This is a genomic window from Janibacter terrae NBRC 107853, from assembly GCF_001591405.1.
Lineage (GTDB): Bacteria > Actinomycetota > Actinomycetes > Actinomycetales > Dermatophilaceae > Janibacter > Janibacter terrae.
Map to the genome: position 1 here is coordinate 633,411 of NZ_BCUV01000007.1, position 25,140 is coordinate 658,550.

The window sequence follows — 25,140 nt, forward strand, 5'->3', positions numbered from 1 at the left end:
CGTGCCCTGCGACCCCGCAGGGGCGGCCGGTATGATCGCGCCAGCCACCGGACGCCCGGTGGCTACCCATGCCCTCCGGGGCACGACTACCGAGAAGGATGCACAGTGGCGGACGTCGCGATCATCGGCCAGGGCTATGTCGGACTGCCCTTGGCCCAGGAAGCCTCCAAGGTCGGGGTCAAGGTCCTCGGTTTCGACATCAACCAGGCCGTCGTCGACGCGCTGAACTCCGGGAGGTCGCACGTCGACGACCTGTCGGACGACGACATCCGCGCGATGCTCGACGCAGGCTTCGAGGCCACGACCGACGCCGGTCGCCTCGACGAGGTCACGACGATCGTCATCTGCGTGCCGACCCCCCTCTCCGAGGACGGCGGCCCGGACCTCGGCCCGATCAACTCGGCCGTCGCGACGATCGCCGAGCACCTGCACGCCGGACAGACGGTCATCCTCGAGTCGACGACCTACCCCGGCACGACCGACGAGGTCGTCCGCCCGGTCCTCGAGGCCAAGGGCCTCGTCGCGGGCCAGGACTTCCACCTCGCCTTCTCGCCGGAGCGGATCGACCCGGGCAACGAGAAGTTCGGTGCCAAGAACACCCCCAAGGTCGTCGGCGGCCACACCCCCGCCTGCGGTGACGCGGCCGCGGCCTTCTACGGCCAGTTCGTCGACACCGTCGTGCGGGCCAAGGGCACCCGCGAGGCCGAGACGGCCAAGCTGCTGGAGAACACCTACCGCCACATCAACATCGCCCTGGTCAACGAGATGGCGCGCTTCTGCCACGACCTCGACATCGACCTGTGGGACGTCATCGCGGCGGCCAAGACCAAGCCCTTCGGCTTCCAGGCCTTCTACCCCGGCCCCGGCGTCGGCGGGCACTGCATCCCGATCGACCCCAACTACCTCTCCTACAACGTCCGCGCGAAGCTGGGCTACCCCTTCCGCTTCGTCGAGCTCGCCCAGGAGATCAACTCGACGATGCCGGCGTACATCGTCCAGCGCGCGCAGAACATCCTCAACGAGGACGCCAAGCCGCTGCGGGGCTCGACGGTGCTCCTGCTCGGCGTGACGTACAAGCCCGACATCGCCGACCAGCGTGAGTCGCCGGCCGTCCCGCTGGCCCAGCAGCTCATCGCGAAGGGGGCGACCGTCCAGTACTTCGACGCCAAGGTCGCCGACTGGCGAGCCGTGCCCGAGGCCGAGCGCGTCGAGGACCTCGACGCCGCCGTGGCCGCCGCGGACCTGACCGTCCTCGTCCAGAACCACAAGACCTTCGACGTGGAGGCGCTCGCCGGCACGGCGCAGCGCTTCTTCGACACGCGCGGCGTCGCCCAGGACAGCGACAAGGTCGAGCGCCTGTGACGGAGGCCCCCGAGCGGGCCCCCCTCCCCCCGGCACTCAGCAGCGACGAGGCCGCGGAGCTCGCGGCTCGGCACGGGCTGCGGACGCTCTCGGAGCGTCCGCCCCTCCGCCGGTACCTCGGGGACCTGTGGCGCCGGCGGTCCTTCGTGTGGACCCTGTCGTCCGCCGAGTCGTACGCCAGGAACGAGGACAACCACCTCGGGCAGCTCTGGGCCGTGCTGAACCCGGCGATGCTCATCGGCAGCTACTTCGTCATCTTCGGGCTGCTGCTCAACACCCAGGGTGGCGTCGATAACTTCATCGCCTTCCTCGCCATCGGCGTGGTGATGTTCATGTTCACCTCGTCGGTCATCACGCGCGGCGTCAAGGCGATCACCGGCAACCTCTCGCTGGTGCGCGCGCTGCACTTCCCCCGCGCGATCCTGCCGATCTCGGTGACCCTCACCGAGCTCCTCGCGGCGCTGCCGGCCTTCCTCCTGCTCTTCGTCCTGATGTTCGTCACCGGGGAGACGCCCGACTGGGAGTGGCTGCTCTTCCCCGTCGCGCTCGCGCTCCAGGGGCTCGCGCTGCTCGGCATCGCCTTCATCGGCGCCCGGCTGGTCAACGCCTCGCGCGACATCGGCAACCTCATCCCCGTCACGGTGCGGCTCCTGCGCTACGTCTCGGGCGTCTTCTTCCCGGTCGAGCACTACGCGCAGAACCTCCCGACGGTCTGGCACGACCTGCTCGTCTACCAGCCCTTCTCGCTCATGCTGACGATCGGCCGCCAGGCCCTGCTCACCGACGCCGAGCACGGCGTCGTCCTCACCGACTGGCTCGCGATGGCCGCCTGGGGCATCGGGCTCGCCTGCGTGGGCCTGGTCATCTTCTGGCGCGACGAGGCGAAGTACGGCCGTGGCTGAGCACGCACCGGGCACGGGCCCCGAGATCGGCACCCCGACGGTCGTCGTGAGCCACCTCGACGTCAAGTACCAGGTCTTCGGCGGCGGGCGCCGCGGCACCCCCTCCGGGCAGGGCCGCGCGCGCTCGCTCCGCTCGATGGTGGGCGCCGAGCGGATGCCGCGCACGCGCGAGGTGCATGCCGTCAAGGACGTCAGCTTCGTCGCGCACCACGGCGAGTCCATCGGCATCATCGGCCGCAACGGCTCGGGCAAGTCGACGCTGCTGCGCGCCGTGGCGGGGCTCATCCCCCCTTCCGCCGGGCGGCTGTGGGTGGCCGGCGAGCCCTCCCTCCTGGGCGTCAACGCCGTCCTCATGAGCAAGCTGAGCGGCGAGCGCAACATCTACATCGGCGCCCAGGCCCTCGGGCTGAGCAAGGACGAGATCGCCGAGCGTTTCGACGAGATCGTCGAGTTCTCCGGGATCGGCGACGCCGTCTACCTGCCGATGAGCACGTACTCCTCCGGCATGGGCGCGCGGCTGCGCTTCGCGATCTCGACCGCGGCCGCCCCCGACGTGCTGATGATCGACGAGGCCCTGGCCACCGGCGACGGGGCCTTCCGGCAGAAGAGCGCCGAGCGCATCGCCCAGATCCGCGAGCAGGCCGGCACCGTCTTCCTCGTCTCGCACTCCAACGGCAACATCCGCCAGATCTGCGACCGGGTGCTGTGGATGGACCAGGGCCGGCTCATCGCGGACGGCCCGACCGACGAGGTCCTGCCGCAGTACGAGGCGACCCTGCCCAAGCGCGTGCAGCGCAAGACCGCGTCCGTCCCCGACCCCGAGGTCGCGGGCACGCGGCGCTTCGGCGGCAGCAACCGGTTCGAGGTCACGGCCGCCACCGTGCGCGGCACCTGGGACCCTGGTGTCGAGGGCGTCTTCGTCGTCAGCGTCCAGCGTGCCGCCATGGCCCGCGCCGTCGCGCCGATCGCCGCGCGCCTCGGCTGGCCACTGCTGTGGGTGCGGCCCGGCTCCGTGCCCGGCTCCGCGCGCGAGGAGCTGGAGCGGCTCGCCGCCGAGCGGGTCGTCGTCGTCGGTGGTGACGAGCACGTCCACCCCGACACCCGGGCGACGCTCGAGGAGATCACCGGCGGCCCGGTCGAGCACGTCGACAGCGATGACGCGGCCGTGGTCTCCGCGCGCCTGCTCCAGCTCTTCCCCCCGGCCGACACCGACACCGTCCACGTCACGCTGGGCTCGAGCGCCGGCCGCGCGCCGGTCATCTCGCAGGTCGCGGCCGCCCACGGCCGGGCGGTCGTCGTCTGCGAGTCCGAGACCCTGCCCGAGGAGCTGCGCGCCGCGCTGGCCGACCTCGGCCCGCAGCGGCTGCTGCTCGCGGGCGACGAGGAGGACTGGGAGACCGAGACCGTCGAGGCGCTGCGCGCGGCGACCGGGGCGGAGATCGAGTTCGGTCCTGATGGCGGCCCGATGGCCATCTCGGCCGCCCTGCACGACGCCGTGGAGCCCGGCGGCGACGTGATGATCACGGTCCACTCCACGGGCGTCGAGATGCTCACCGCCATCGCCGCCTCGGGCCACACCGGGGTGCCGCTCCTGCTCACCCGCAGCGACCGCCTGCCCGCCCAGGTCCGCAAGGCCCTCGTGCGCCTCGCCCCCCGCGAGATCACGCTCGTCGGGACCGTCGACGCCCTGCCCCCGCGCCTGCGTGGCGGGCTGGGCCGGATCGTAGCGGCCGGCGACCCCGGCACCCCCACCTCGTCCTAGGGTTCGCGCGCCAGGACTCTGCATTCCCCTAGGGCAATGCGGAGTCCTGGCGGCGAGAGGCTGCATTCCCCTAGGGCAATGCGGACGAGCGGTCGGGCGAAGGGGGGTCAGGCGCGGCCCGGCGAGCGGGCCGCGGCGATCTGCGTGAGGGCGTCGACGAAGGCGGCGCCCCCCTTCGCCCAGTCGTAGCGCTCGCGCACGAGCGCGCGGCCGCGGGCGCCCATCGCGGCCGCTCCGGACGGGTCGCGCCAGAGCCGCAGCGCGGCGTCGGCGGCGGCTCGCGCGTCGTCGAAGGGCACGACCACCCCCGCGTCCGCCTCCTCGACGACCTCGCGGGCGAGCGGCAGCGGGGTCGTGATGGCGGGCACGCCGTGGGCCAGGTACTCGACGACCTTGGTCGGCATCGAGCCGCGGTAGTTCGGCAGGTCGCGCAGCAGGGACAGCCCGGCGAGCGCGCCGTCGATCATCGCCATCGCCCGCTCCGCGGGCTGGAAGCCGTGCCACACGAGCACCCCCTCGGCAGCTGCGGCCTCCATCGCCGTCCGCGAGCCCTCGTCCCGGGCCGGACCGACAACCTCCAGCGTGATCGCACCGTCGGACCCGGCGTGGGCCAGACGGGCCACCTCGGCCATGACCTCGCTGCCTCGGGCGAGCGTGAGGTTGCCGACGTGCACGAGCCGGGCGCCCCCGGCGGGCGGGACCTCCTCGGGCACGACGACGGCATTGGGCACGACGGCGTGCTCGCTCCGGAACCGGTCGGCGTACGCGTGCTCGGCGAGCAGCAGCGGCTGCCGGCGCTCCACGAGCCGCTCGGCGAGGCGCCAGGCCCCGGCGACCGGGCGGCGCAGCGGACCGGGCATCCACTCCTTGACCGCCAGCGCGCCGGCCGGGTCCTCGTGGACGTCCCAGACCAGGTGCTCCAGCCCCAGACCGGCGGTCGCGGGGAGCAGCTCGGGGTCGTGGACGACCACCACGTCGTGCTCCGGGCCGAGCCGGCGGACGGCCGCGCGGGCGGCCCGGGCGGCGGTCAGGCGGTCACGGCCGGCGGCGCGGGGCAGGTCGTGGCACTCCAGCCCTCCGGCAGGCGCCGGGACCTCGAGCCCGTGGGCGACGAAGGGAGCGAGATAGGTCACCTGCCAACCCGCCGCGAGCAGCGCGGAGATCTCGCGGTGCCGGATCCGGGAGTCCTGCGGGTGGTGCACGACGGTCACCACGAGGGCGCGAAGGGGGGTCCCCACCTCGTCCGCTGCCACCTGGGCTCCCTTCGTCTGCCGGTCCGGGCAGATCCTACGGGTCGCGCCTCGCACCGATGGTACGGAACAGACTCGGACCATGTACGGTTGGACTCACGAGAAACCACACAGATCCGGGTCCGCTCTGGTAGATCCGCCGTCCCCTGGGGATGGCGGGAAGATCAGTGCCGACCCGCACTAGCGTATGAGGGGGTCACGCCATGGGGCGCGGCCGAGCGAAGGCGAAGCAGACCAAGGTGGCCCGCGAGTTGAAGTACTACTCGCCGGACACTGATCTGCGAGCGCTTGAGGCGGAACTTCACGGTCAGTCGGACAACCCGGTTCGTCGCGCGACGCGCAACGACACCCAGGACACCGACGAGGACTACGAGCACGACCCCTGGTCCTCGGCGGAGCGGTGACGCTCCGTCAGATCAGTCCCTGACGACGCGCTTCGGCGACGGCTGCCTCACGGCGCCGGACCCCGAGACGACCGTACGTGTGCGACAGGTGTGACTTCACGCTCGACAGGCTGAGGTAGAGCCGGGCGGCGATCTCCTGGTTGCCCAGCCCGGCCTCCACCAGCTGCAGCACCTCGATCTCACGCTCGGTCAGCGGTGGCCGCTCCCGGCGCACCCGCTGCACGAGGGGCCCGGTCACCGGCTGGTCCAGCGACGCCTGGTCGCCGTTGGCGGCCGCGCGCACGGCGGCACCGATCTGCACCGGCGTGCTCGACTCCGCGAGGCACCCGTCGGCGCCCGCGGCGATGATCGCCGCCAGCTCGTCGGTGTCCTCGGTGAGGACGACCCACGCCGGCGCGTCGTCGTGACGGACCTGACCGAGCGCCTCGACGGGCCCGGAGAACCGCAGGCCGCCCACGAGCAGCACGACGGCCGGCTCCGGGGTCGAGGCGATCTCGGCGACCGTGGCCGCGGGCGTCAGCACCTCCAGGTCCGGCTCGGCGGCCAGGACGTCGACGAGGGCCTGGCGACGCTGCTCCTCGGCGTCCGCCACCAGCACCCGCACGGGGGTCAGGCGTGCTCCCCGACGACCTGCACGGCCCCGCCGTGCACGCCCTTGGCGCCCTGGACGACCTCGACGCCGGCCACGGGGCGGGTCGTCGCGGCGTCGGAGACCTCACCGAGGACCCAGGCGTCGATGCCGGCGGCCCGCGAGCGGGCGATGGCGGTGTCGACGGAGGCCTGCGGCAGCGCCGCGACGAAACCGATGCCCATGTTGAGCGTGCGCTCGAGGTCCGCGCGCGGCACGGAGCCGAGCTCGCCGACGAGCGAGAAGATCGCGGGCGGGGTCCACGTCGCGCGGTCGACCCGGGCGATCGTGCCCTCGGGCAGCACCCGCGCGAGGTTGGCGGCCAGGCCGCCGCCCGTGACGTGGCTGAGCGCGTGGACGTCGACGTCCTCCGCGCGGACGAGGTCGAGCAGCGCCCGGGTGTAGATGCGGGTCGGCTCGAGGAGCTCGTCGCCGAGGGCGCGGCCGAGCTCGTCGACGTGGCGGTCGAGCGCCCAGCCGGCCGAGGCGATGACCTGCCGCACGAGCGAGTAGCCGTTGGAGTGCAGGCCCGAGGAGGCGAGCGCGAGGACGACGTCGCCGGGGGCGACGCGGTCCGGCCCGAGGACCTCGTCGTGCTCGACGACGCCGGTGGCGGCACCGGCCACGTCGTACTCGTCCGGGTCCAGCAGGCCGGGGTGCTCCGCGGTCTCGCCGCCGACGAGCGCGACACCCGCGAGCTCGCACCCCTTCGCGATGCCCGCGACGATCGCCGCGATGCGCTCGGGGACGACCTTGCCCGTCGCGATGTAGTCGGTCATGAAGAGCGGCTCGGCGCCGCAGACGACGATGTCGTCGACGACCATGCCGACGAGGTCCTGGCCGATCGTGTCGTGACGGTCCATGGCCTGGGCGATCGCGACCTTGGTGCCGACGCCGTCGGTGGAGGTCGCGAGCACCGGCCGTCGCATGCCCCGCAGGGCGCTCGCGTCGAACATGCCGGCGAAGCCGCCGAGCCCGCCGAGGACCTCGGGCCGGGTGGCGCGCCGGACCGACTCCTTCATCAGGTCGACGGCCCGGTCACCGGCCTCGACGTCGACGCCGGCGTCTGCGTAGGTGATCGGGGTCTTGTCCGGCGTCGTCACGGGCGTCGTACCGCTTCCTCGGTGGGGGTGAACTCGAGCTCGAGCAGGGACTTGCCGAGGCGGTCCTCGCTCGGCAGCTCCATCGGGTAGGTGCCGGAGAAGCAGGCCGTGCAGAGCTCGTGCTCGGGCTGCTCGGTCGCGGCGATCATGCCCTCCTCGCTGATGTAGCCGAGGGAGTCGGCGCCGAGCGAGGTGCGGATCTCTTCCACGCCGAGCCCGGTCGCGATGAGCTCGGCGCGGGTCGCGAAGTCGATGCCGAAGAAGCAGGGCCACTTGATCGGCGGCGAGGAGATGCGCACGTGCACCTCCGCCGCGCCGGCCTCGCGCAGCATGCGCACGAGGGCGCGCTGGGTGTTGCCGCGGACGATCGAGTCGTCGACGACGATGAGGCGCTTGCCCTTGATGACGTGCTTGAGCGGGTTGAGCTTCAGCCGGATCCCGAGCTGGCGGATCGTCTGGCTGGGCTGGATGAAGGTGCGGCCGACGTAGGCGTTCTTCACCAGGCCCTGCCCGAAGGGGACGCCGGACTCCTGGGCGTAGCCGATCGCCGCCGGTGTGCCGGACTCCGGCGTCGGGATGACGAGGTCGGCCTCCACGGGGTGCTCGCGGGCGAGGGCGCGGCCCATCTCGACGCGGGCCTCGTGGACCGTGCGGCCGTTGATCGTCGTGTCCGGACGGGCGAGGTAGACGTACTCGAAGACGCAGCCCTTGCGCCGCGGCTGCGCGAACTGGCGGGTGCGCAGGCCGTCCTCGTCGATCGCGACGAGCTCGCCGGGCTCGATCTCGCGGACGAAGGAGGCGCCGACGATGTCGAGGGCCGCGGTCTCGGAGGCGACGACCCAGCCGCGCTCGAGCCGGCCGATGACGAGCGGGCGCAGGCCCTGCGGGTCGCGCGCGGCGTAGAGGGTGTCCTCGTTCATGAAGACGAAGCAGAAGGCGCCCTGCAGCTTGGGGAGCAGCGCCATGGCCGCCTCCTCGAGGCTGCTGTCCTCGTCGTGGGCGAGCAGCGCGGTGACGAGCGCCGTGTCGGAGGTGTTGCCGCGACGCAGCTCGCCGTCGGTGATCCGGCGGATCCGGCCGTCGTCGCCGGGGATCTCCTCGCCGTAGCTCTCGACGAGCTCGCGCAGCTCGGCGGAGTTGACGAGGTTGCCGTTGTGGGCGAGCGCGACGGTGCCGGTCTCGTGACCGCCGAGCGTCGGCTGCGCGTTCTCCCACGTGGACCCGCCGGTCGTGGAGTAGCGGCAGTGCCCGACGGCCATGTGGCCGCGAAGGGTGGACAGGCTCCGCTCGTCGAAGACCTGGGACACCAGGCCCATGTCCTTGTAGACGAGGATCTGGTGGCCGTTGGAGGTCGCGATGCCCGCGGACTCCTGGCCACGGTGCTGCAGCGCGTACAGCCCGTAGTAGGTCAGCTTGGCGACGTCCTCGCCCGGGGCCCAGACGCCGAAGACACCGCAGGCGTCCTGGGGTCCCTTCTCACCTGGGAGGAGGTCATGGGACAGCTTTCCGTCTCCGCGTGGCACGGGGCCCAGTGTCCCACAGGACGCGGTCGACCCCTACCTGCGGTACGTGAGGAGCGCCGCGACGACGGCACCGACGAGTCCGCCGACGCACAGTCCGAGGACGCTCATGTACCCGAGGGTGGCGCCCGGGTCGTAGGTGATGTCGAAGCCCTCGTTGCGGTTGGGGCCGAACCAGGAGACGAGCCCGAAGACGATGAAGCCGATGACCGCGCCCGTGGCGACGAAGGGCAGGGGCTTCGGGTGGCTGCGGGGGCGGTTCGGCTTCACCCCTCCATCGTAGGTTGGTCGCATGAGCACCGAGCGCCCCCCTGCCGACGTGCCCGGCATGACGCTGCCCGGCATGACGCTGCCCGCGCCGCGGACCCCGGACCCGGCCTCGGCACCCGGTCTGCGGTGGGGTCTGCTCGGTGCCGGGTGGATCGCCGCCCAGCTCGCCGACGCCCTGCGCGGCACCTCGCAGGAGGTCGTCGCGGTCGGCTCGCGCGACCTCGGGCGCGCGCAGGCCTTCGTCGCCGAGCACGCGCCCGGCGCACGGGCCCACGGCGACTACGCCGCGCTCGTCACCGACCCGCAGGTCGACGTCGTGTACGTCGCGAGCCCGCACAGCGAGCACCTCGAGCACGCGCTGCTCGCGATCGGGGCCGGCAAGCACGTCCTCGTCGAGAAACCGATGGCTCCCACCGCGGCCGAGGCCCGGCAGATCGTCGCGGCCGCCCGGTCCGCCGGCATCTTCTGCATGGAGGCGATGTGGACCCGCTTCCTCCCCCACATCGACGTCCTCCGCCAGGTCCTCGACGCGGGGTTGCTGGGCGAGGTGAGCACGGTCCTCGCGGACCACTCGATCCCGCTGTGGCCGGACGGCCCGGAGCGGCTCGCCAGCCCGGACCTCGCCGGTGGCGCGATGCTCGACCTCGGCATCTACCCACTGTCCTTCGCCTCGCTGGCGCTCGGTGGGCTCACCGCGGCGGCCGGTCTCGGGTCGCTCACCGACCGTGGCGTCGACCGGCGCCTGGCCTTCGTGACGCAGGGGCCGACGGGCGCGGTCGCCTCGCTCGCGACCGACATGTCCGTCTCGTCCCCGACGACCGCCTCGGTGAACGGCACGCGGGCCCGGCTCGAGCTCGACACGCAGTTCTACACGCCGACGACGATACGGCTCGTCGGCGCCGACGGCGTCGTCCTCGACGAGATGGCGGGCGACCCCGTCGAGAAGCACCGGGGTCTGCGCCACGAGGCCACCGAGGTGGCGCTGCGGGTCACCGCGGGCGAGACCGAGTCCCCGTTCATGCCGCTCGACGAGAGCGTGCGGATCCTCGAGGTGGCCGAGGAGCTGCTCCGCTCCCTTCGTCCCTAGGGTCGGGCGAGCGGGAGGTGCGCGGACAGGTCCGTGCGCTGCCCGCTGACCCGCACGCGGCCGGAGGCCACGCCGTCGGCCCAGGCGAGCTCGCCGGTGGCCAGCTCGAGCCACGTCCGGGCGTCGGTCTCGACGACGGCGGGCGGGGTGCCGCGGGTGTGGACCGGTCCCTCGACGCACTGCGCGGCAGCGAAGGGGGGGACCCGCACCTCGACGCTGCGGCCGGGGGCGGCGTCCGCGAGTTCGGCGACGGTGTGCCGCACGGCCGTCGCGATCGTCGGGCGAGCGACCGCGTCCCGGTCCTCGCTCGTGGTCCACGCGCGCAGGGCGGACCACCCTTCGTCCACGGGGATGCGTCGTCGTGCCGGCACGGGGCCATCCTCCCACCGTCGAACCGTTCACCGATCAGCCACCCACGGGTCGTCGCTCGGACTGCGGAGGTATCCCGGGTGAGGCACGATCCTCCCTGTATGCCCAGCTGTCGGGCACGTCACACCTGTGTTCTGGGAGGAACCCCGCATGTCCCTCACGAAGAAGGGCCTGTCGCTGCTGGTCGGCGCGGGTGCGGCCACCGCACTCTTCGCCACGGCCGGTGCAGCCCACGCCGCCGACCCCGTCGCCCCCGGTGGCATCGACGCCTCGCTGACCACGGTCAACCTGCTCAACCTCAACGACTTCCACGGTCGCATCGACGACGACGGCACCGGTGACCTCGGCAAGGCCTTCGCCTGCACGATCGTCACGACCCGCGCGTCACTCGGCGAGGGCTCGACCGCCCTCGTGTCGGCCGGCGACAACATCGGCGCCTCGCCCTTCACCTCGGCCTCCCAGGAGGACCTGCCGACGATCGAGTTCCTCAACGCGGTCGGCCTGCGGGCCACCGCCGTCGGCAACCACGAGTTCGACCGCGGCTTCTCCGACCTCACCGGTCGGGTCGACCGGGCGGCGGACTACGACCAGCTCGGCGCCAACGTCTACGAGCGCGGCACGACCATCCCCGCGATGCAGGAGTACACGGTCCTCGAGATCGGCGGCCTCGACGTCGGCATCGTCGGCGCGGTCACCCAGGACACCCCGACCCTCGTCTCCCCGCAGGGCGTCGCCGGCCTGGACTTCGGCGACCCGGTCGAGGCGGTCAACCGCGTGGCCGCCCAGCTCAAGGACGGCGACGCCACCAACGGCGAGGCCGACATCGTCGTCGCCGAGTACCACGAGGGCGCGACCGAGAGTGACGGCGTGACGACCCTGCAGGAGCAGATCGACGCCGGCGGGGCCTTCGCCAAGATCGTCACCGGCACGACCGCCGAGGTCGACGCGATCTTCACCGGCCACACCCACAAGGAGTACGCCTGGGACGCCCCCGTCCCCGGCGGCGAGGGCACCCGCCCGGTCCTCCAGACCGGTTCCTACGCCGACAACCTCGGCCAGCTCGAGCTCGGCTACGACCCGGCGACCGGCAAGGTCACCCAGTACTCCGCCACCAACGTCCCGGTCGCGCCCCCGACCGCCGGGTGCGCGAACGACCCGGCCTACGCCTCGGCCGGGCGGATCGTCGACGAGGCCGTCGCGCAGGCCGAGGAGGTCGGCAAGCAGGTCATCGGCTCGGTGAGCGACGACATCACGACCGCCCACACCGACGGCACGCGCGACAACCGCCAGCGCGAGTCCACCCTCGGCAACCTCACCGCCGACATCTGGCTCGACGCCCTCAATGCGCCCGGTCGCTCCGGCGCCGACATCGGCATCATGAACCCCGGTGGGCTGCGGGCCGAGCTGCTGTACGCCCCGTCCACCGACGAGCGCCCGGGCGAGGTGACCTACGCCGAGGCGGCGTCGATCAACCCCTTCGCCAACACGCTGATGACGGTCGACCTCACGGGCGCCCAGGTCATCACCCTGCTGGAGCAGCAGTGGCAGCCGGAGGGGTCCTCGCGCCCCTTCCTCAAGCTGGGCCTGTCGGACAACGTGACCTACACCTTCGACCCCGACGCGGCGAAGGGCAGCCACATCACCTCGGTGAGCATCGACGGCGCGCCCATCGATGAGGCCGCGACGTACACGATCAGCTCCGGGTCCTTCCTCATCGGTGGCGGTGACAACTTCACCGTCCTGCAGGAGGGCAGCAACGCCAAGGACACCGGCCTCATCGACACCGACGCCTTCGTCAACTACTTCTCCGCGCGCGACGAGGTCGGCCCGGACTTCCGCAAGCAGGCCATCGCCATCACGGACCAGCCCACCGCCCTGACCGCCGGTGAGGAGGTCTCCTTCACGGCCTCCGGCTTCGACCTCACCTCCCTCGGCGCCCCGACCAACACCCAGGTCGAGGTCTTCGTCGGCGACGGCTCCGTCGGGACCTTCCCGATCACCGCGGGCCTGATCGACGGCGTCCCGACCCGCAACGGCACCGCCGACATCAGCTTCACCGTCCCCGAGGGGGTGACCGGTGACGCGACCGTCACCCTGGTCGCCGCGCCGAGCGGGACCACGGCGACCTTCCCCGTCACGGTCACGGCTGGTGACTCCGCACGCCCCGGCAAGGGCAACGCCGCGGAGCGCCCCGGCAAGGGCAACCAGCTCGGTGAGCGCCCCGGCGCTGCCGACGGTCGCCCCGGCGTGGGCAATGACACCAAGGTCCGCCCCGGGGTCGGCAACAACAAGTAGCAGCCTGACGAAGGGGGTCACGTACCAGATCCGGTGTGTGGCCCCCTTCGTCGTGCCCGGCCGATCGTGCATGGGGGAGGATCTGGGGGTGGCTGAGACGCAGATCGAGTTCGTGCCCGACGATCACGGCGGGGTGACGGTCATGCGGGACGGGCATCCGCAGAGCCACGTCGACGTCGACGACCCGGAGCACCTCGTCTTCGAGTACGTGCAGCACATGGCCGCGGTGCTCGACGCGGTCTTCCCCGGGCCCGACCCGATCGGGGTGACGCACGTCGGCGGCGCCGGCCTGAGCCTGCCCCGCTGGGTGCACACCACCCGCCCGGGCTCGCCGCAGATCGTCCTCGAGCCCGACGAGGCCCTCACCGCCGTCGTCCGCGAGGAGCTGCCGCTGCCGCGCGGTCACCGGATCCGGGTGCGGCCCCAGCTCGGTCGCCCCGGGCTCGAGGCGCTCAAGGACGCGTCGGCCCACGCGGTCGTCGTCGACGCCTTCGACGCGGGGAGGGTCCCGGCGGACCTCCAGACCGTCGAGTTCTTCGGGCACGTGGCGCGGGTGCTGCGACCGGACGGGGTGCTCGTCATGAACTGCCCCGACGAGCCGGGGTGGCGCCACCTCGCGGACGTCGTCGCCGGGCTGCGCACCACGTGCGAGCACGTGGCGCTCGTCGCCATGCGCGATGTCCTCAAGGGCCGCCGCTACGGCAACGCCGTGCTCGTCGCCGCGCACCGCCCGCTCGATCTCGACGAGATCCGACGGCAGGTGGGGCGCTGGCCCTTCCCCTCGGGTGTCCTGGCCGGCGCCGAGCTGACCCGGCGCACCGCGACCGGGAAGGCGATCACCGACGCCGGGTCCCGCCCTTCGCCCACGGCTCCCGACCCGGGGCGCTGGCGGGTGCGCTGATCAGCCCAGGCCGGTCAGTCGGGTGAGGACCGAAGGGAGGTCGGCCAGGTCGTCGACGACGGCGCTGGCGCCCGCCATCCAGCCCGTCGGCGTCATGTCGCTGCGGTAGCCGACGACCGGCATGCCGGCCGCGACCGCCGCCTCGATGCCCGCGCGGCTGTCCTCGACGACGATGCAGCGCTCCGGCGGGTAGCCCATCTCACGGGCCGCGAGGAGGAAGACGTCGGGCGCCGGCTTGCCGTGCTCGACCTGCTCGGCGCTGAACCGTACCCCCTCCGGAAAGAACCCGTCGAGCCCGGTGCGCTCGAGCTTGGTGCCGATGGCCGCGAGCAGCGACCCCGAGGCGACGCAGACCTGCAGGCCGAGGTCGCGCACGGCGGCGACGGCCTCGGCCGCCCCGGCGACCGGCTCGAGCTCCTCCTGGCTGCGCGCGAACTCGGCCCGCCAGGCCCGCTCCCACTCGGGGTCGGGCACCGCCCCGGTGAGCTCGGTGAGCGTGACCCGGTTGTCCTTGTAGGCCTTGCCGACGAAGGCCTCGACCGCATCGGTCTCGGTGAAGTCGACCCCGGCGTCACGCATCATGCCGGTCCAGGTGCGCACGTTCAGGCGTTCGCTGTCGACGAGCACACCGTCGCAGTCGAAGACCACCAGCCAGTCGGCACCCATGTCAGCCGAAGTAGCGCGCCATCGTGCCCGTGTGCGCCTCGCGCAGCTGCTCGAGCGACAGCTCGAAGGCACCCTTGACCTTGAGCGTCCCGCCGTCGGTGGAGCCGATGCGCGCCACCGGCACCCCGTGGGTCTCGGCGATGCCGACGACCGCGGCGAGGTCCTCCTCGGAGGAGACGGTGACGACGGCGCGCGCCGTGGACTCGGAGTACAGCGCGGTGAAGGCGTCGATGCCGTCCCGCTCCAGGACCGGGGCGAGGTCGACGGACGCGCCGGTGCCGCCGTGGAGCACGGACTCGGCGAGGGCGACCGCGAGGCCGCCGTCGGAGAGGTCGTGGGCGCTGGTGAGCAGGCCGCGGCGCACCGCGTCGCCGAAGAAGCCGGCGAGCGCCTTCTCCGCGGCGAGGTCGACCCGGGGCGGACGTCCGCCGAGGTGGCCGTGCAGCGCGTGCGCCCACTCGCCGCCGTCGAGCTCGTCGCGGGTCGCGCCGAGGAGGAGGACGGTCTCCCCCTTCGCCCCGAAGCCGGAGGAGACGCTCGTCGCGACGTCGTCGAGGACGCCGAGCACGCCGACCACCGGGGTCGGGTGGATCGCGGTCTCCCCGGTCTGGTTGTAGAAGGAGACGTTGCCGCCGGTCACCGGGATGCCGAGCTCGAGGCACGCGTCGAAGAGCCCGTCGATGGCCTGCTGGAACTGCCACATGACGGCCGGGTCCTCCGGCGAGCCGAAGTTGAGGCAGTCGGTGACCGCCAGGGGCAACGCCCCCGACGTCGCGACATTGCGGTAGGACTCGGCGAGCGCCAGCTGCGCGCCGGCGTACGGGTCGAGCCGGCCGAAGCGGCCGTTGCAGTCCGTCGAGACGGCGACGCCGAGACCGGACTCCTCGTCGACGCGGACCACGCCGGAGTCGTGCGGCATCGCGCGCCTGGTGTTGCCCAGGACGTAGCGGTCGTACTGGTCGGTGACCCAGGACTTGTCGCAGATGTTGGGCGAGGCGAGCAGCGCGAGCAGGTCCGCGCCGAGGTCGCTCGGACGGGGAAGGGAGCCGCTCCCGTCCTCCTGCAGCGCGTCGAGCCACTGCGGCCGGGCGATCGGACGCTCGTAGACCGGGCCGTCGTGGGCCACGGAGCGCGGCGGCACGTCGACGATGGTCTCGCCGTGCCACGTGACGGTGAGGCGGTCACCCTCGGTGACCTCGCCGAGCACGGCGGCCTCGACGTCCCAGCGACCGGTGATCTCGAGGAAGGCGTCGAGCTTGTCGGGCGCGACCACGGCCATCATCCGCTCCTGCGACTCCGACATGAGGATCTCCTCGGGGGAGAGCGTGGAGTCGCGCAGCGGGACGCGGTCGAGCTCGACGGCCATGCCGCCGTCACCGGCGGAGGCGAGCTCGGAGGTCGCGCAGGACAGGCCCGCGCCACCGAGGTCCTGGATGCCCTCGACGACGCCGGCGGCGTAGAGGTCGAGGCAGCACTCGATGAGCACCTTCTCCGCGAAGGGGTCGCCGACCTGGACGGCGGGCCGCCGAGAAGACGCAGTCGGGCCGTCCGAAAAGCTCTCGGAGGCGAGCACGGAGACGCCACCGATGCCGTCGCCGCCCGTCTTGGCGCCGAAGAGGACGATCTTGTTGCCCGCGCCCGACGCGTTGGCCAGGTGCAGGTCCTCGTGGCGCAGCGAGCCGACGCACAGGGCGTTGACGAGCGGGTTGCCCTGGTAGCACTCGTCGAAGACGACCTCGCCGCCGATGTTGGGCAGGCCGAGGGAGTTGCCGTAGCCGCCGATGCCCTTGACGACGCCGGGCAGGACGCGCGCGGTGTCGGGGTGGTCGATGGCGCCGAAGCGAAGGGGGTCCATCACCGCGATCGGGCGCGCGCCCATCGCCATGATGTCGCGGACGATGCCGCCGATGCCGGTCGCCGCACCCTGGTAGGGCTCGACATAGCTCGGGTGGTTGTGGGACTCGACCTTGAAGGTCACCGCCCAGCCCTGGCCGATGTCGATGACGCCCGCGTTCTCGCCGATGCCGGCGAGGGTCTTGCCGAGCGGGGTCTCGCTCGGCAGGTCACCGAAGCGGCGCAGGTGCACCTTGGAGGACTTGTAGCTGCAGTGCTCCGACCACATGACCGAGTACATCGCCAGCTCGGCGCTCGTGGGGCGACGGCCGAGGATCTCGCGGATGCGCGCGTACTCGTCCTCCTTGAGACCGAGCTCGGCCCAGGGCTGCTCGGTGTCGGGGCTCTCGCCCGCGCGGGTGACGGTGTCGAGGGTACTCATGCGGTGCTGACTCATGCGCTCGCCATCTGCTCGAGGACGGAGGTGAAGAAGGTGCGCCCGTCGAGGCCCGGGCCGTAGCCCTCCTCGACGGCGTGCTCGGGGTGCGGCATGAGGCCGACGACGTTGCCGCGCTCGTTGGTGATGCCGGCGATGCCGCGGGAGGAGCCGTTGGGGTTGTCGCCGACGTAGCGGAAGGCGACCTGGCCCTCGCCCTCGAGCCGGTCGAGGGTGGCCTCGTCGGCGACGAACTGGCCGTCCTGGTTCTTCAGGACGACGGTGATCTCCTGCCCGTCCTCGAAACCGGTGGTCCACGCGGTCGACGCGTTCTCGACGCGCAGGACCTGGTCACGGCAGAGGAACCGGCGGTGGTCGTTCTGGATCATCGAGCCCGGCAGCAGGTGCGACTCGGTGAGGATCTGGAAGCCGTTGCAGATCCCGAGGACCGGGAGCCCCCCCTTCGCGGCCGTGATGATCTCGCTCATGACCGGGGCGAAGCGGGCGATGGCCCCCGCGCGCAGGTAGTCGCCGTACGAGAACCCGCCGGGGATGACGACCGCGTCGACGCCGCGCAGGTCCGCGTGACCGTGCCACAGCTCGACGGCCTCGCCGCCGGCGATGCGGACGGCGCGGCGGGCGTCGGAGTCGTCGAGGCTGCCGGGGAAGGTGACGACGCCGATCCTCACGCGCCGGCCCCGGTGATCGGCGCCTGCTCCGGCTCGTCGCTCGTCAGCTCGTGGACGCTCACGACGTCCTCGATGACGGGGTTGGACAGGAGCGTCTCGGCGGCCTCCCGGGCCTGTGCGAGGTGCGCGTCGGTGACGTCACCGTCCACGGAGAGGACGAAGCGCTTGCCCTGCCTCACGTCGGTGAACTGGTCCAGGCCGAGCCGGGGCAGCGCCCCGCGGACCGCCTGACCCTGCGGGTCGAGGATCTCGGGCTTGAGCATGACGTCGACGACGATGCGTCCCACGGGGCGTCTCCTGAACTGGCGAAGGGGGGTGCGTCCGGCGTCGAGTCTAGTTGGGCAGGATGTGCCCATGAGCAGCAGCCGGTACTCCGACCTCGTGCGACTCCTCCTGCGCCACGGACGGGGCGACCTCTTCGCGGGAGCCCAGCAGGACGACCTCGCCGACGACGCGGACCTCCCGCAGGGGACGACGGAGGGCGCCGAGGCCTTCGCCGCGGACCTCGAGGCGATGGGGCCGACCTACATCAAGCTCGGCCAGCTGCTCTCCACCCGCTTCGACCTGCTGCCACCGGCCTACACCGAGGCGCTGACGCGGCTGCAGGACTCGGTGGAACCGTTCCCCTTCGAGCAGGTCCGCGAGATCGTCGAGGCGGAGCTCGGGGCGCGGATCAAGGACCTCTTCGCCACCTTCGACGAGGAGCCGCTCGCGGCGGCCTCGCTCGGTCAGGTCCACCGGGCGACCACCCGCTCCGGCCGGGACGTCGTCGTCAAGGTGCAGCGGCCCGACGTGCGCGAGACCGTCCGCGGCGACATGGACGCGCTCGACACCATCACCGGCCTCGCGGACAAGCACACGAGCGTCGGCCGCTCCTACGGGCTCAACCAGCTGCTGCGCGAGTTCCGGCGCTCGCTCGTCGACGAGCTCGACTACCGCCGCGAGGCGCGCAACCTGCTGCGCTTCATCGAGCTGACCGAGGAGCACGACCGGCTCGTCGTGCCCGAGCCGGTGCTCCAGCTGACGACGACGCGGGTGCTCACGATGGAGCACATCGAGGGCCGCAAGGTCACCGACCTCGGTCCCCTGGCGCTCATCGACCTCGACGCCCGCCCGCTCGTCGAGCAGCTCTTCCACTGCTACCTGCGGATGATCCTCGACGACGGGGTGCTGCACGCCGACCCGCACCCGGGCAACCTGCTCGTCACCGACGACGGGCGCCTGGCGCTGCTCGACCTCGGGATGGTCGCCACCGTGCCCCAGCGGGTCCAGACGCACGTGACCAAGCTGCTGCTCGCGATCAACGACGGGGAGGGCGAGGAGGCCGCGGCGGTCCTGGCCGACATGGGCCACCCGCTCGAGGACCACGACGCGGGCGCCTTCCGCGACGAGGTGGCGCACCTCGTGAGCGAGGCCGTGGCCAGCGGCTCGGACGTGCAGGCCGGCCGGCTGCTCGTCGAGCTGTCCCGGCTCTCCGGGGTCCACGGCCTGCGGCCGCCCGCCGAGATGGCGATGATCGGCAAGGCGCTGCTCAACCTCGACCAGACGACGACGCACCTCGACCCGGACTTCTCCCCCGCGGAGGCGATCCGGGACAACGTCTCGGACATCTTCGTCTCCTCGCTCAAGGTCTCCCCCGGCGGCCTGCTCACCGCCGCCATCGAGACCAAGGAGTTCACCGCGCAGCTGCCCAAGCGGGCCAACCGCATCCTCGACACCCTCGCCCGCGGCGAGATGCGGCTGCGGGTGGACGCCATCGACGAGCAGCGGCTGCACCTCGTGCTGCAGCGGGTCGCCAACCGGCTGACGCTCGGCCTGATCATCGCGGCGACGATCATCGGCGCGGCGATGATGATGCGCGTCGAGACCGACGTGACGGTCCTCGGGTTCCCGGCGATCGCGATGCTCTTCTTCAGCGTCGCCGTCCTGGCCGCCGTGGCGCTCGGCGTGCACATCGTGCTGACCGACCGGGAGATCGCGCGCAGCCACCCCTCGCGCGACGAGGGCTAGCTAGCCCCAGCGGGAGGCCAGGTCGCGCACAACCGTGAGGTTGCGGTTGGTCCACACGCCCATGGCCCGGTCGGCCGCCGCCGGCAGCTTCACCTGGTGGTAGCGGTCCTTGCCGTCGAGCACCAGGTGCACGGCCCGTCCGCGGACCGCGGCGACCTCCCCTTCGTCCTCGTGGGCCAGCAGGGCGGCACCGGCCCGGTCCGGCGCCTCCCGCATCAGCGTCACGTAGTGCGCCGCCACCGCGAAGGGGGCCTGCTGCGCCACCTCTTCCGCGTCCGCCACGACCTGCACGAGCTCCTCCGACGTGAGGACGATCGTCATGACCTCGAACCCCCGGTCCGCGAGGAAGGCCGCCTCGAGCGTCGCGGCCACCGCGGCCGTCGAGCGCTGCCGGCTCGTCAGCCGCACGTTGCCGGTGTTGAGGTGCACCGCGACGTCGGTCGCGCCGGTCTCCTCGACGACCCGCTGCACGTCGGCCTTGGGGAACCTGCGCGTGGCGCCGAGGTTGATCGCGCGGAGGAAGGCGATGTATGTGGCCATGCCCCAGTATCGGTCGGCGTGTCCCGGACGCCGTGCGCACCCGCTCGATCCTCGGCCGAGTCGGAGATGTTCCCGAGCTGGGACGCCCCGGCACCAAAGACGCTAGAATCATGTACATGTCGATGGTTCCCTTGGCCGAGGCTCGCGCCCACCTGTCCCGCATGGTCGACGAGGCCGTGCGGACGCACCAGCGCGTGGAGATCACCCGCAACGGGCGGCGGGAGGCGGTCCTGCTGAGCGCCGAGGACTACGACATCCTCATCGAGACCCTCGACGTCCTCTCCGACGCGGAGCTCGTGCGCGAGATCGGCACATCCTTGGATGAGGCACGGCAGGGCGAGGTCCTCAGCACGGCCGAGGTCGTCGAGGCCATGCGCGCTGCCGGGCGAGGCCGGCCCCAGACCTCGCGATGACCTACGAGATCACCTGGTCGGAGCAGTCCCGCAGGGCCTTGACCGCGGACCTGCCCGAACCCGTGGCGGCCGCGTGCCTGGAGTTCGTCCTGGGCGCGCTCAGCGACAACCCGCACCGCGTCGGGAAGCCGTTGCGCGCACCGTTGGACGGCCTGCACTCCGCCCGGCGCGGACAGTTCCGGGTGATCTACGAGATCGACGACGAGGTCGTGCGCGTCCACGTCGTCACGATCTCCCACCGGAGGGATGCGTACCGGACCTGAGCCCGGCGGAGACCCTCCGATCAGCCGAACATCTCCCGCAGCTGTCGCTTGAGGATCTTGCCGCTCGGGTTCTTGGGCAGCTCGGTGAGGATCTCGACCCGCTTGGGCCGCTTGTACGGCGCGAGGGCCGAGGCGCAGTGCTCCCGGACCGACTCGACGGTCAGGCCGGAGCCCTCCTTCGCGACGACGGTGGCCGTGACGGCCTCGACCCACGTCGCGTCCGGCAGGGCGAAGACGGCGACCTCGGCGACGTCCGGGTGGGCGTAGATCGCCTCCTCGACCTCGCGGGAGGCGACGTTCTCCCCGCCGGTCTTGATCATGTCCTTCTTGCGGTCGACGATCGTGATCCGCCCTTCGTCGTCCGCGACGGCCAGGTCGCCGGAGTGGAACCAGCCACCCCCGAAGGCCTCGGCGGTCTTGGCCTCGTTGCGCCAGTACCCCGCGGCGATCTGCGGGCTGCGGTGCACGACCTCGCCGACCTCGCCCACCGGCACCTCGTTGCCGTCGTCGTCGACGAGGCGGGTCTCGACGTTGAGCACGGGCCGACCGGCGGAGCCGGCGTGGGACAGCTGCTCGTGCGGCGGCAGGATCGTCGCGACGGGAGCGAGCTCGGTCTGCCCGTAGAAGTTCCACAGGTCGACCCCGGGCAGCCGCTGCTGGATCTCCTTGAGCACCTCGACGGGCATGGGCGAGGCCCCGTAGTAGCCCTTGCGCAGGCTCGACAGGTCGGTCGCGTCGAGATCCGCGTGCCGCAGCAGGCCGATCCACACGGTCGGCGGCGCGAAGTACTTCGTCACCCCGTGCTCGGCGATCTTCGCGAGCACGGTCGCCGGGTCCGGCGCGGGCAGGATGATGCTCGTCGCGCCGAGCATGATGTCCGGCCCGAGAAAGCAGTCGAGCTGCGCGCAGTGGTAGAGCGGGAGGGTGTGCAGGTCGACGTCGTCCCCGCTCATGCCGCCGTCGATGATCGCGCTCAGGTACTCGGCCTGCAGCGCGCGCGAGGTGAGCAGCGCCCCCTTCGGCCGCGACTCCGTGCCCGAGGTGTACATGAGCCGGATCGGGTCGTCGTCCGCGACGACCGGCGGAGTCCAGTCGGAGGAGTCGGTCCCGACGAGATCGGCGAAGGGGGTCCACCCCGCGGCTCCTCCCCCGGAGACGATCCGCGTGGTCACCTCCTGCCCGCTGCCCTCGATCGCGGACTCCGCGGTCCCGACGAACTCGGCCTGCGCGACGAAGGCGACCGGCTCGCTGTCACCGAGGATCCAGCCGACCTCGTCGGCGGTGAGCATGAAGTTGATCGGCACGAGGATCGCGCCGAGCCGCGCCGCGCCCCAGGCGATCGCGACGAAGTCGGCGCTGTTGCGGCTGAGCAGGGCGACCCGGTCGCCCTGCGCCACCCCGCGCTCGGCCAGACCGGCGGCCACGGAGGTCACGACCTCGTCGAGCTCGCGGAAACTCCACCGGGTCTCCCCGTCGATGATCGCGATCTTGTCGCGGTGGCGGGCGGCGCTGCGGCGCAACACCTCTGCGAGTCCGTTGGCGCGGGCGATGTCCATCTCCGTCGATGTCATGCCCGCAGTCTGCCTCGCCGGGCTCAGGCGCGGAAGGTCTGCCCCGTGAGGCGCTCGTAGGCCTCGACGTACTTCGCCCGGGTCTGCTCGACGACGTCGTCCGGCAGGGCCGGCGGGGCCTCGCCCGAGGCCTTGTCCCAGCCCGAGGCCGGTGAGGTGAGCCAGTCCCGGACGAACTGCTTGTCGTAGCTCGGCTGCGGGTGCCCGGGCTCCCACTGGTCGGCGGGCCAGAAGCGCGAGGAGTCGGGCGTGAGGACCTCGTCGGCGAGGACGACGTCGTCGCCGCGCATGCCGAACTCGACCTTGGTGTCGGCGAGGATGATGCCCCGCTCGGTCGCGATCTCGTTGCCGCGCTGGAGGATCCGCACCGTCAGGTCGCGCACGCGGGCCGCCAGGTCCTCGCCGATCTCGGCCACGACCCCCGCGTACGGGATCGGCTCGTCGTGCTCGCCGACGGGCGCCTTGGTCGACGGGGTGAAGATCGGCTCCGGCAGGCGCGAACCGTCGACGAGACCCTCGGGCAGCGCGATCCCGGAGACGGCACCGGTCGAGCGGTACTCGTTCAGGCCCCCACCCGTGAGGTAGGCACGCGCCACGCACTCGACGGGCAGCATCTCGAGGCGCTCGACGAGGACGGCGCGCCCGGCGACCGCGGCCGGCACGTCCGTGGAGACGACGTGGTGCGGCACGAGGTCGGCGAGCCGGTCGAACCACCACAGCGACATCTGGGTGAGCACGACGCCCTTGTCGGGGATCGGGGTGTCGAGCACGAAGTCGTACGCCGACATCCGGTCGCTCGCGACGAGCAGCAGCTGGTCCGCGCGCGGGGCGCCGTCGGCCCCGAGCGGCGCGTAGAGATCGCGGACCTTGCCCGAGTAGACGTGGGCGTAACCGGGCAGCTGCAGGGGTACCTCGCTCATGGGCTCATCCTCGCAGGCGGCCTCAGGGACCGTCGCGGCGCTCCGCCACCTTCATCTCCGCCTCGTACAGGTGCCGCTTGCCCTCGACGAGCGCCTCGCGCGCCGCGGCCTCCGCGGCACGGAAGGGCTCGTAGTACAGGGCGTCGTACTCCTCCACGACCTGGTAGCTCCACCGGTCCGGGAGCACGTTGCGCCCCACGAGGTCGGTCTGGAGGCCCTCGGCGATCTCGGCGTGACCGGCCTCGCGCAGGAGACGCACGGCCTCCTGGAGGGTCAGGTCGGCGGTGCCGCACCGACGGTGGAAGGCGTAGAGGTGCCCTCGGGTCTCCTCGACGACCTCGAGGGCCTCGGACAGCTTGCCGAGCGCCTCGACCGTCTGGTCGTCGACGCCGTCCGGTCTGCGGTGTGCTTCGTCCATGGACCACACCTACCCCGTCGGGCGACCGGCACGCCCACCGACGAGGGGATCAGGCGTGGATCTCGCCCCGCGCGGCGCGCAGCGCGATGTCGGTGCGGTGGTGGCCGCCCTCGAGCTCGATCCGCGCGACCGCCGCGTAGGCGCGCTCGCGGGCCTGCACGAGGTCGTCGCCCAGCGCGACGACGGACAGCACCCTCCCGCCCGCCGAGACGAGCTCCCCGGCATCGTCGCAGGCGGTGCCGGCGTGCAGCACGTGGACGTGCTCCGCGAGCTCGCCGAAGGTCAGCTCCTCGAGCCCCCCGATCGCGACCCCGGTGCGGGGCGAGGCCGGGTAGCCCTCGGCCGCGACGACGACCGTGACGGCCGACTGCGGGCTCCAGCGCAGCGGGTCGTGGTCGTCGAGGCTGCCGTCCGCGGCCGCCGCGAGGAGCACGGCCAGCGGCGACTCCAGTCGGGCGAGGACGGACTGGGTCTCGGGGTCACCGAAGCGCACGTTGAACTCGATGACCCGCGGGCCGCGGGAGGTCAGCGCCAGGCCGACGTACAGCACCCCGACGAAGGGGGTCCCCCGCCGGGCCATCTCGTCCACGACCGGCTGGGCCACCCGGGCCACGACGTCCTCGACGAGCCCGTCCGGGGCCCACGTCAGCGGGCTGTAGGCCCCCATGCCGCCGGTGTTGGGACCCTCGTCGCCGTCGAAGATCCGCTTGAAGTCCTGGGCGAGGTCGAGCGGGACCACGGTGGTGCCGTCACAGATGCAGAAGAGGCTCGCCTCGGGTCCGTCGAGGAACTCCTCGATGACCACCTGCGCGTCCTCCCCCTTCGCCAGGCAGGCCAGGCCGTGCCGCATGGCAGCGGCGCGGTCCTCGGTAACGACGACCCCCTTGCCGGCCGCCAGCCCGTCGTCCTTGACGACGTAGGGGGCACCGAAGGAGTCGAGCGCCTCGGCGAGCTGCTCCTCGGTCGTGCAGACGTGGGCCATGGCGGTCGGCACCTCAGCGGCGGCCATGACCTCCTTGGCGTAGGCCTTGCTGCCCTCGAGGCGCGCTGCCTCGGCGCCCGGGCCGAAGCAGCGGATGCCGGCCTCGCGCAGCGCATCTGCCACGCCCGCGACGAGCGGGGCCTCGGGTCCGACGACGACGAGGTCGACCTCGTGCCGGCGGGCCAGCTCGACGACCGCGCCCGGGTCGGTGGGGTCGACCGGCTCGTTGAGTGCCAGCACGTCCGTGCCGGGGTTGCCTGGCGCGGCGATGACCGCGTCCACCGTGGGGTCGAGGGTGAGGGCGCGGACGAGGGCGTGCTCGCGGGCGCCGGAGCCGATGACGAGAACCTTCACGGGGCGAGCCTACGGCCCTTCGAGACGGCCGCGGACGGCCTCCTCAGGGAGCACGAGCGGGACGGCCGCGGACGGCCTCCTCAGGGAGCACGAGCAAAGACGGCCGCGGACGGCCTCCTGCGGATGCCCGGACATGAAAGTGGGGCGCAGCTCTCGGCAGGCAGGGGGTATCTGCCGTGAGCTGCGCCCCGG

The 25,140-nt window shown here is 72.4% G+C and carries 25 protein-coding genes; 10 read left to right on the forward strand and 15 right to left on the reverse strand.

Annotated elements, in window-relative coordinates:
- Positions 1-105: 105 nt before the first annotated feature.
- From JT1_RS12680 to JT1_RS19170, 3 genes are read left to right on the forward strand one after another with little or no spacing between them, the layout of a single operon-like run.
- Positions 106-1,362 carry a nucleotide sugar dehydrogenase gene (locus JT1_RS12680; protein WP_068327028.1) on the forward strand — a complete coding sequence of 419 codons (1,257 nt, stop codon included), beginning with the start codon at positions 106-108 and terminating at the stop codon, positions 1,360-1,362.
- The gene (locus JT1_RS12685; RefSeq protein ID WP_068327031.1) at positions 1,359-2,264 is read left to right on the forward strand and encodes an ABC transporter permease; all 906 of its coding nucleotides are present in this window, start codon (positions 1,359-1,361) and stop codon (positions 2,262-2,264) included. The genes JT1_RS12680 and JT1_RS12685 overlap by 4 nt, the downstream gene beginning before the upstream one ends.
- Positions 2,257-4,026, forward strand: coding sequence for an ATP-binding cassette domain-containing protein (locus tag JT1_RS19170; RefSeq protein ID WP_218005602.1), 1,770 nt, complete (start codon positions 2,257-2,259; stop codon positions 4,024-4,026). The genes JT1_RS12685 and JT1_RS19170 overlap by 8 nt, the downstream gene beginning before the upstream one ends.
- 107 nt (positions 4,027-4,133) lie before the next feature.
- Here the strand turns inward: JT1_RS19170 and JT1_RS12695 are convergent, their stop codons facing one another.
- Positions 4,134-5,279 (reverse strand): glycosyltransferase, encoded by a 1,146-nt coding sequence (locus JT1_RS12695; protein WP_169701995.1) that lies wholly within the window; start codon positions 5,277-5,279, stop codon positions 4,134-4,136.
- A 200-nt stretch (positions 5,280-5,479) separates the two neighbouring features.
- Between JT1_RS12695 and JT1_RS12700 the strand changes: the two genes are divergently transcribed.
- Positions 5,480-5,680 (forward strand): DUF3073 domain-containing protein, encoded by a 201-nt coding sequence (locus tag JT1_RS12700; protein WP_068327034.1) that lies wholly within the window; start codon positions 5,480-5,482, stop codon positions 5,678-5,680.
- 7 nt (positions 5,681-5,687) lie between these two features.
- On the opposite strand, the gene JT1_RS12705 is transcribed toward JT1_RS12700, so the two are convergent.
- From JT1_RS12705 to JT1_RS12720, 4 genes are read right to left on the reverse strand one after another with little or no spacing between them, the layout of a single operon-like run.
- Positions 5,688-6,284, reverse strand: a complete 597-nt coding sequence (locus JT1_RS12705; RefSeq protein WP_082807658.1) for a response regulator transcription factor — start codon at positions 6,282-6,284, stop codon at positions 5,688-5,690.
- Between the two features lie 5 nt (positions 6,285-6,289).
- Positions 6,290-7,411, reverse strand: a complete 1,122-nt coding sequence (purM, locus tag JT1_RS12710; protein WP_068327040.1) for a phosphoribosylformylglycinamidine cyclo-ligase — start codon at positions 7,409-7,411, stop codon at positions 6,290-6,292.
- A complete protein-coding gene (purF, locus tag JT1_RS12715) occupies positions 7,408-8,934 on the reverse strand; it encodes an amidophosphoribosyltransferase (RefSeq protein WP_068327043.1) in 1,527 nt (508 codons plus the stop codon). The genes purM and purF overlap by 4 nt, the downstream gene beginning before the upstream one ends.
- A gap of 33 nt (positions 8,935-8,967) precedes the next feature.
- Positions 8,968-9,201 carry a hypothetical protein gene (locus JT1_RS12720; RefSeq protein ID WP_068327046.1) on the reverse strand — a complete coding sequence of 78 codons (234 nt, stop codon included), beginning with the start codon at positions 9,199-9,201 and terminating at the stop codon, positions 8,968-8,970.
- A gap of 22 nt (positions 9,202-9,223) precedes the next feature.
- Between JT1_RS12720 and JT1_RS12725 the strand changes: the two genes are divergently transcribed.
- Complete coding sequence (locus tag JT1_RS12725; protein WP_255218321.1) at positions 9,224-10,288, forward strand: Gfo/Idh/MocA family protein; 1,065 nt, start codon at positions 9,224-9,226, stop codon at positions 10,286-10,288.
- Here the strand turns inward: JT1_RS12725 and JT1_RS12730 are convergent.
- The gene (locus tag JT1_RS12730; protein ID WP_068327049.1) at positions 10,285-10,659 is read right to left on the reverse strand and encodes a sterol carrier family protein; all 375 of its coding nucleotides are present in this window, start codon (positions 10,657-10,659) and stop codon (positions 10,285-10,287) included. The two genes, JT1_RS12725 and JT1_RS12730, sit on opposite strands and share 4 nt — an antisense overlap.
- 148 nt (positions 10,660-10,807) lie before the next feature.
- Here JT1_RS12730 and JT1_RS12735 point away from each other — a divergent pair, with 148 nt between their 5' ends.
- Positions 10,808-12,952, forward strand: a complete 2,145-nt coding sequence (locus JT1_RS12735) for a bifunctional metallophosphatase/5'-nucleotidase (protein ID WP_068327052.1) — start codon at positions 10,808-10,810, stop codon at positions 12,950-12,952.
- 88 nt (positions 12,953-13,040) lie between these two features.
- A complete protein-coding gene (locus tag JT1_RS12740) occupies positions 13,041-13,853 on the forward strand; it encodes a spermidine synthase (RefSeq protein ID WP_255218322.1) in 813 nt (270 codons plus the stop codon).
- On the opposite strand, the gene JT1_RS12745 is transcribed toward JT1_RS12740, so the two are convergent.
- Genes JT1_RS12745 through purS form a run of 4 tightly spaced genes read right to left on the reverse strand, consistent with a single transcriptional unit; the run spans position 13,854 to position 17,764 of the window.
- Entirely contained in the window at positions 13,854-14,519 is a 666-nt protein-coding gene (locus JT1_RS12745; protein WP_068327054.1) for an HAD family hydrolase, read from the reverse strand.
- A gap of 1 nt (position 14,520) precedes the next feature.
- Positions 14,521-16,809, reverse strand: a complete 2,289-nt coding sequence (purL, locus tag JT1_RS12750) for a phosphoribosylformylglycinamidine synthase subunit PurL (protein ID WP_068327057.1) — start codon at positions 16,807-16,809, stop codon at positions 14,521-14,523.
- On the reverse strand, positions 16,806-17,477 hold the full coding sequence (gene purQ, locus JT1_RS12755; protein ID WP_068327059.1) for a phosphoribosylformylglycinamidine synthase subunit PurQ: 672 nt from the start codon (positions 17,475-17,477) through the stop codon (positions 16,806-16,808). The genes purL and purQ overlap by 4 nt, the downstream gene beginning before the upstream one ends.
- A complete protein-coding gene (purS, locus tag JT1_RS12760; RefSeq protein WP_068327062.1) occupies positions 17,474-17,764 on the reverse strand; it encodes a phosphoribosylformylglycinamidine synthase subunit PurS in 291 nt (96 codons plus the stop codon). The genes purQ and purS overlap by 4 nt, the downstream gene beginning before the upstream one ends.
- A gap of 67 nt (positions 17,765-17,831) precedes the next feature.
- Here purS and JT1_RS12765 point away from each other — a divergent pair, with 67 nt between their 5' ends.
- A complete protein-coding gene (locus JT1_RS12765; RefSeq protein WP_068327065.1) occupies positions 17,832-19,487 on the forward strand; it encodes an ABC1 kinase family protein in 1,656 nt (551 codons plus the stop codon).
- On the opposite strand, the gene JT1_RS12770 is transcribed toward JT1_RS12765, so the two are convergent.
- Complete coding sequence (locus JT1_RS12770) at positions 19,488-20,027, reverse strand: DUF1697 domain-containing protein (RefSeq protein ID WP_068327069.1); 540 nt, start codon at positions 20,025-20,027, stop codon at positions 19,488-19,490.
- Positions 20,028-20,143: 116 nt separating this feature from the next.
- Between JT1_RS12770 and JT1_RS12775 the strand changes: the two genes are divergently transcribed.
- Positions 20,144-20,440: a type II toxin-antitoxin system Phd/YefM family antitoxin gene (locus JT1_RS12775; RefSeq protein ID WP_082807750.1), complete on the forward strand. Its 297-nt coding sequence runs from the start codon at positions 20,144-20,146 to the stop codon at positions 20,438-20,440.
- Positions 20,437-20,703, forward strand: a complete 267-nt coding sequence (locus JT1_RS12780) for a type II toxin-antitoxin system RelE family toxin (protein ID WP_068327073.1) — start codon at positions 20,437-20,439, stop codon at positions 20,701-20,703. Before JT1_RS12775 ends, JT1_RS12780 begins: the two co-directional genes overlap by 4 nt.
- A gap of 20 nt (positions 20,704-20,723) precedes the next feature.
- Here JT1_RS12780 and JT1_RS12785 read toward each other — a convergent pair whose 3' ends face one another.
- From JT1_RS12785 to purD, 4 genes are read right to left on the reverse strand one after another with little or no spacing between them, the layout of a single operon-like run.
- Positions 20,724-22,274: a fatty acyl-CoA synthetase gene (locus JT1_RS12785; protein WP_068327076.1), complete on the reverse strand. Its 1,551-nt coding sequence runs from the start codon at positions 22,272-22,274 to the stop codon at positions 20,724-20,726.
- A 23-nt stretch (positions 22,275-22,297) separates the two neighbouring features.
- Positions 22,298-23,194: a phosphoribosylaminoimidazolesuccinocarboxamide synthase gene (locus JT1_RS12790; protein WP_068327080.1), complete on the reverse strand. Its 897-nt coding sequence runs from the start codon at positions 23,192-23,194 to the stop codon at positions 22,298-22,300.
- A gap of 22 nt (positions 23,195-23,216) precedes the next feature.
- Complete coding sequence (locus tag JT1_RS12795; RefSeq protein ID WP_068327083.1) at positions 23,217-23,612, reverse strand: hypothetical protein; 396 nt, start codon at positions 23,610-23,612, stop codon at positions 23,217-23,219.
- A gap of 49 nt (positions 23,613-23,661) precedes the next feature.
- On the reverse strand, positions 23,662-24,948 hold the full coding sequence (gene purD, locus JT1_RS12800) for a phosphoribosylamine--glycine ligase (RefSeq protein ID WP_068327086.1): 1,287 nt from the start codon (positions 24,946-24,948) through the stop codon (positions 23,662-23,664).
- Positions 24,949-25,140: the final 192 nt, after the last annotated feature.

Coding starts and splice junctions, on each gene's coding strand:
- JT1_RS12700 (WP_068327034.1), top strand. CDS start 5,480: ATGGGGCGCGGCCGAGCGAAGGCGAAGCAGACCAAGGTGGCCCGCGAG.
- JT1_RS12725 (WP_255218321.1), top strand. CDS start 9,224: ATGAGCACCGAGCGCCCCCCTGCCGACGTGCCCGGCATGACGCTGCCC.
- JT1_RS12735 (WP_068327052.1), top strand. CDS start 10,808: ATGTCCCTCACGAAGAAGGGCCTGTCGCTGCTGGTCGGCGCGGGTGCG.
- JT1_RS12745 (WP_068327054.1), bottom strand. CDS start 14,519: ATGGGTGCCGACTGGCTGGTGGTCTTCGACTGCGACGGTGTGCTCGTC.
- purL (WP_068327057.1), bottom strand. CDS start 16,809: ATGAGTCAGCACCGCATGAGTACCCTCGACACCGTCACCCGCGCGGGC.
- JT1_RS12765 (WP_068327065.1), top strand. CDS start 17,832: ATGAGCAGCAGCCGGTACTCCGACCTCGTGCGACTCCTCCTGCGCCAC.
- JT1_RS12770 (WP_068327069.1), bottom strand. CDS start 20,027: ATGGCCACATACATCGCCTTCCTCCGCGCGATCAACCTCGGCGCCACG.
- JT1_RS12775 (WP_082807750.1), top strand. CDS start 20,144: ATGTCGATGGTTCCCTTGGCCGAGGCTCGCGCCCACCTGTCCCGCATG.
- JT1_RS12780 (WP_068327073.1), top strand. CDS start 20,437: ATGACCTACGAGATCACCTGGTCGGAGCAGTCCCGCAGGGCCTTGACC.
- JT1_RS12785 (WP_068327076.1), bottom strand. CDS start 22,274: ATGACATCGACGGAGATGGACATCGCCCGCGCCAACGGACTCGCAGAG.
- JT1_RS12790 (WP_068327080.1), bottom strand. CDS start 23,194: ATGAGCGAGGTACCCCTGCAGCTGCCCGGTTACGCCCACGTCTACTCG.
- JT1_RS12795 (WP_068327083.1), bottom strand. CDS start 23,612: ATGGACGAAGCACACCGCAGACCGGACGGCGTCGACGACCAGACGGTC.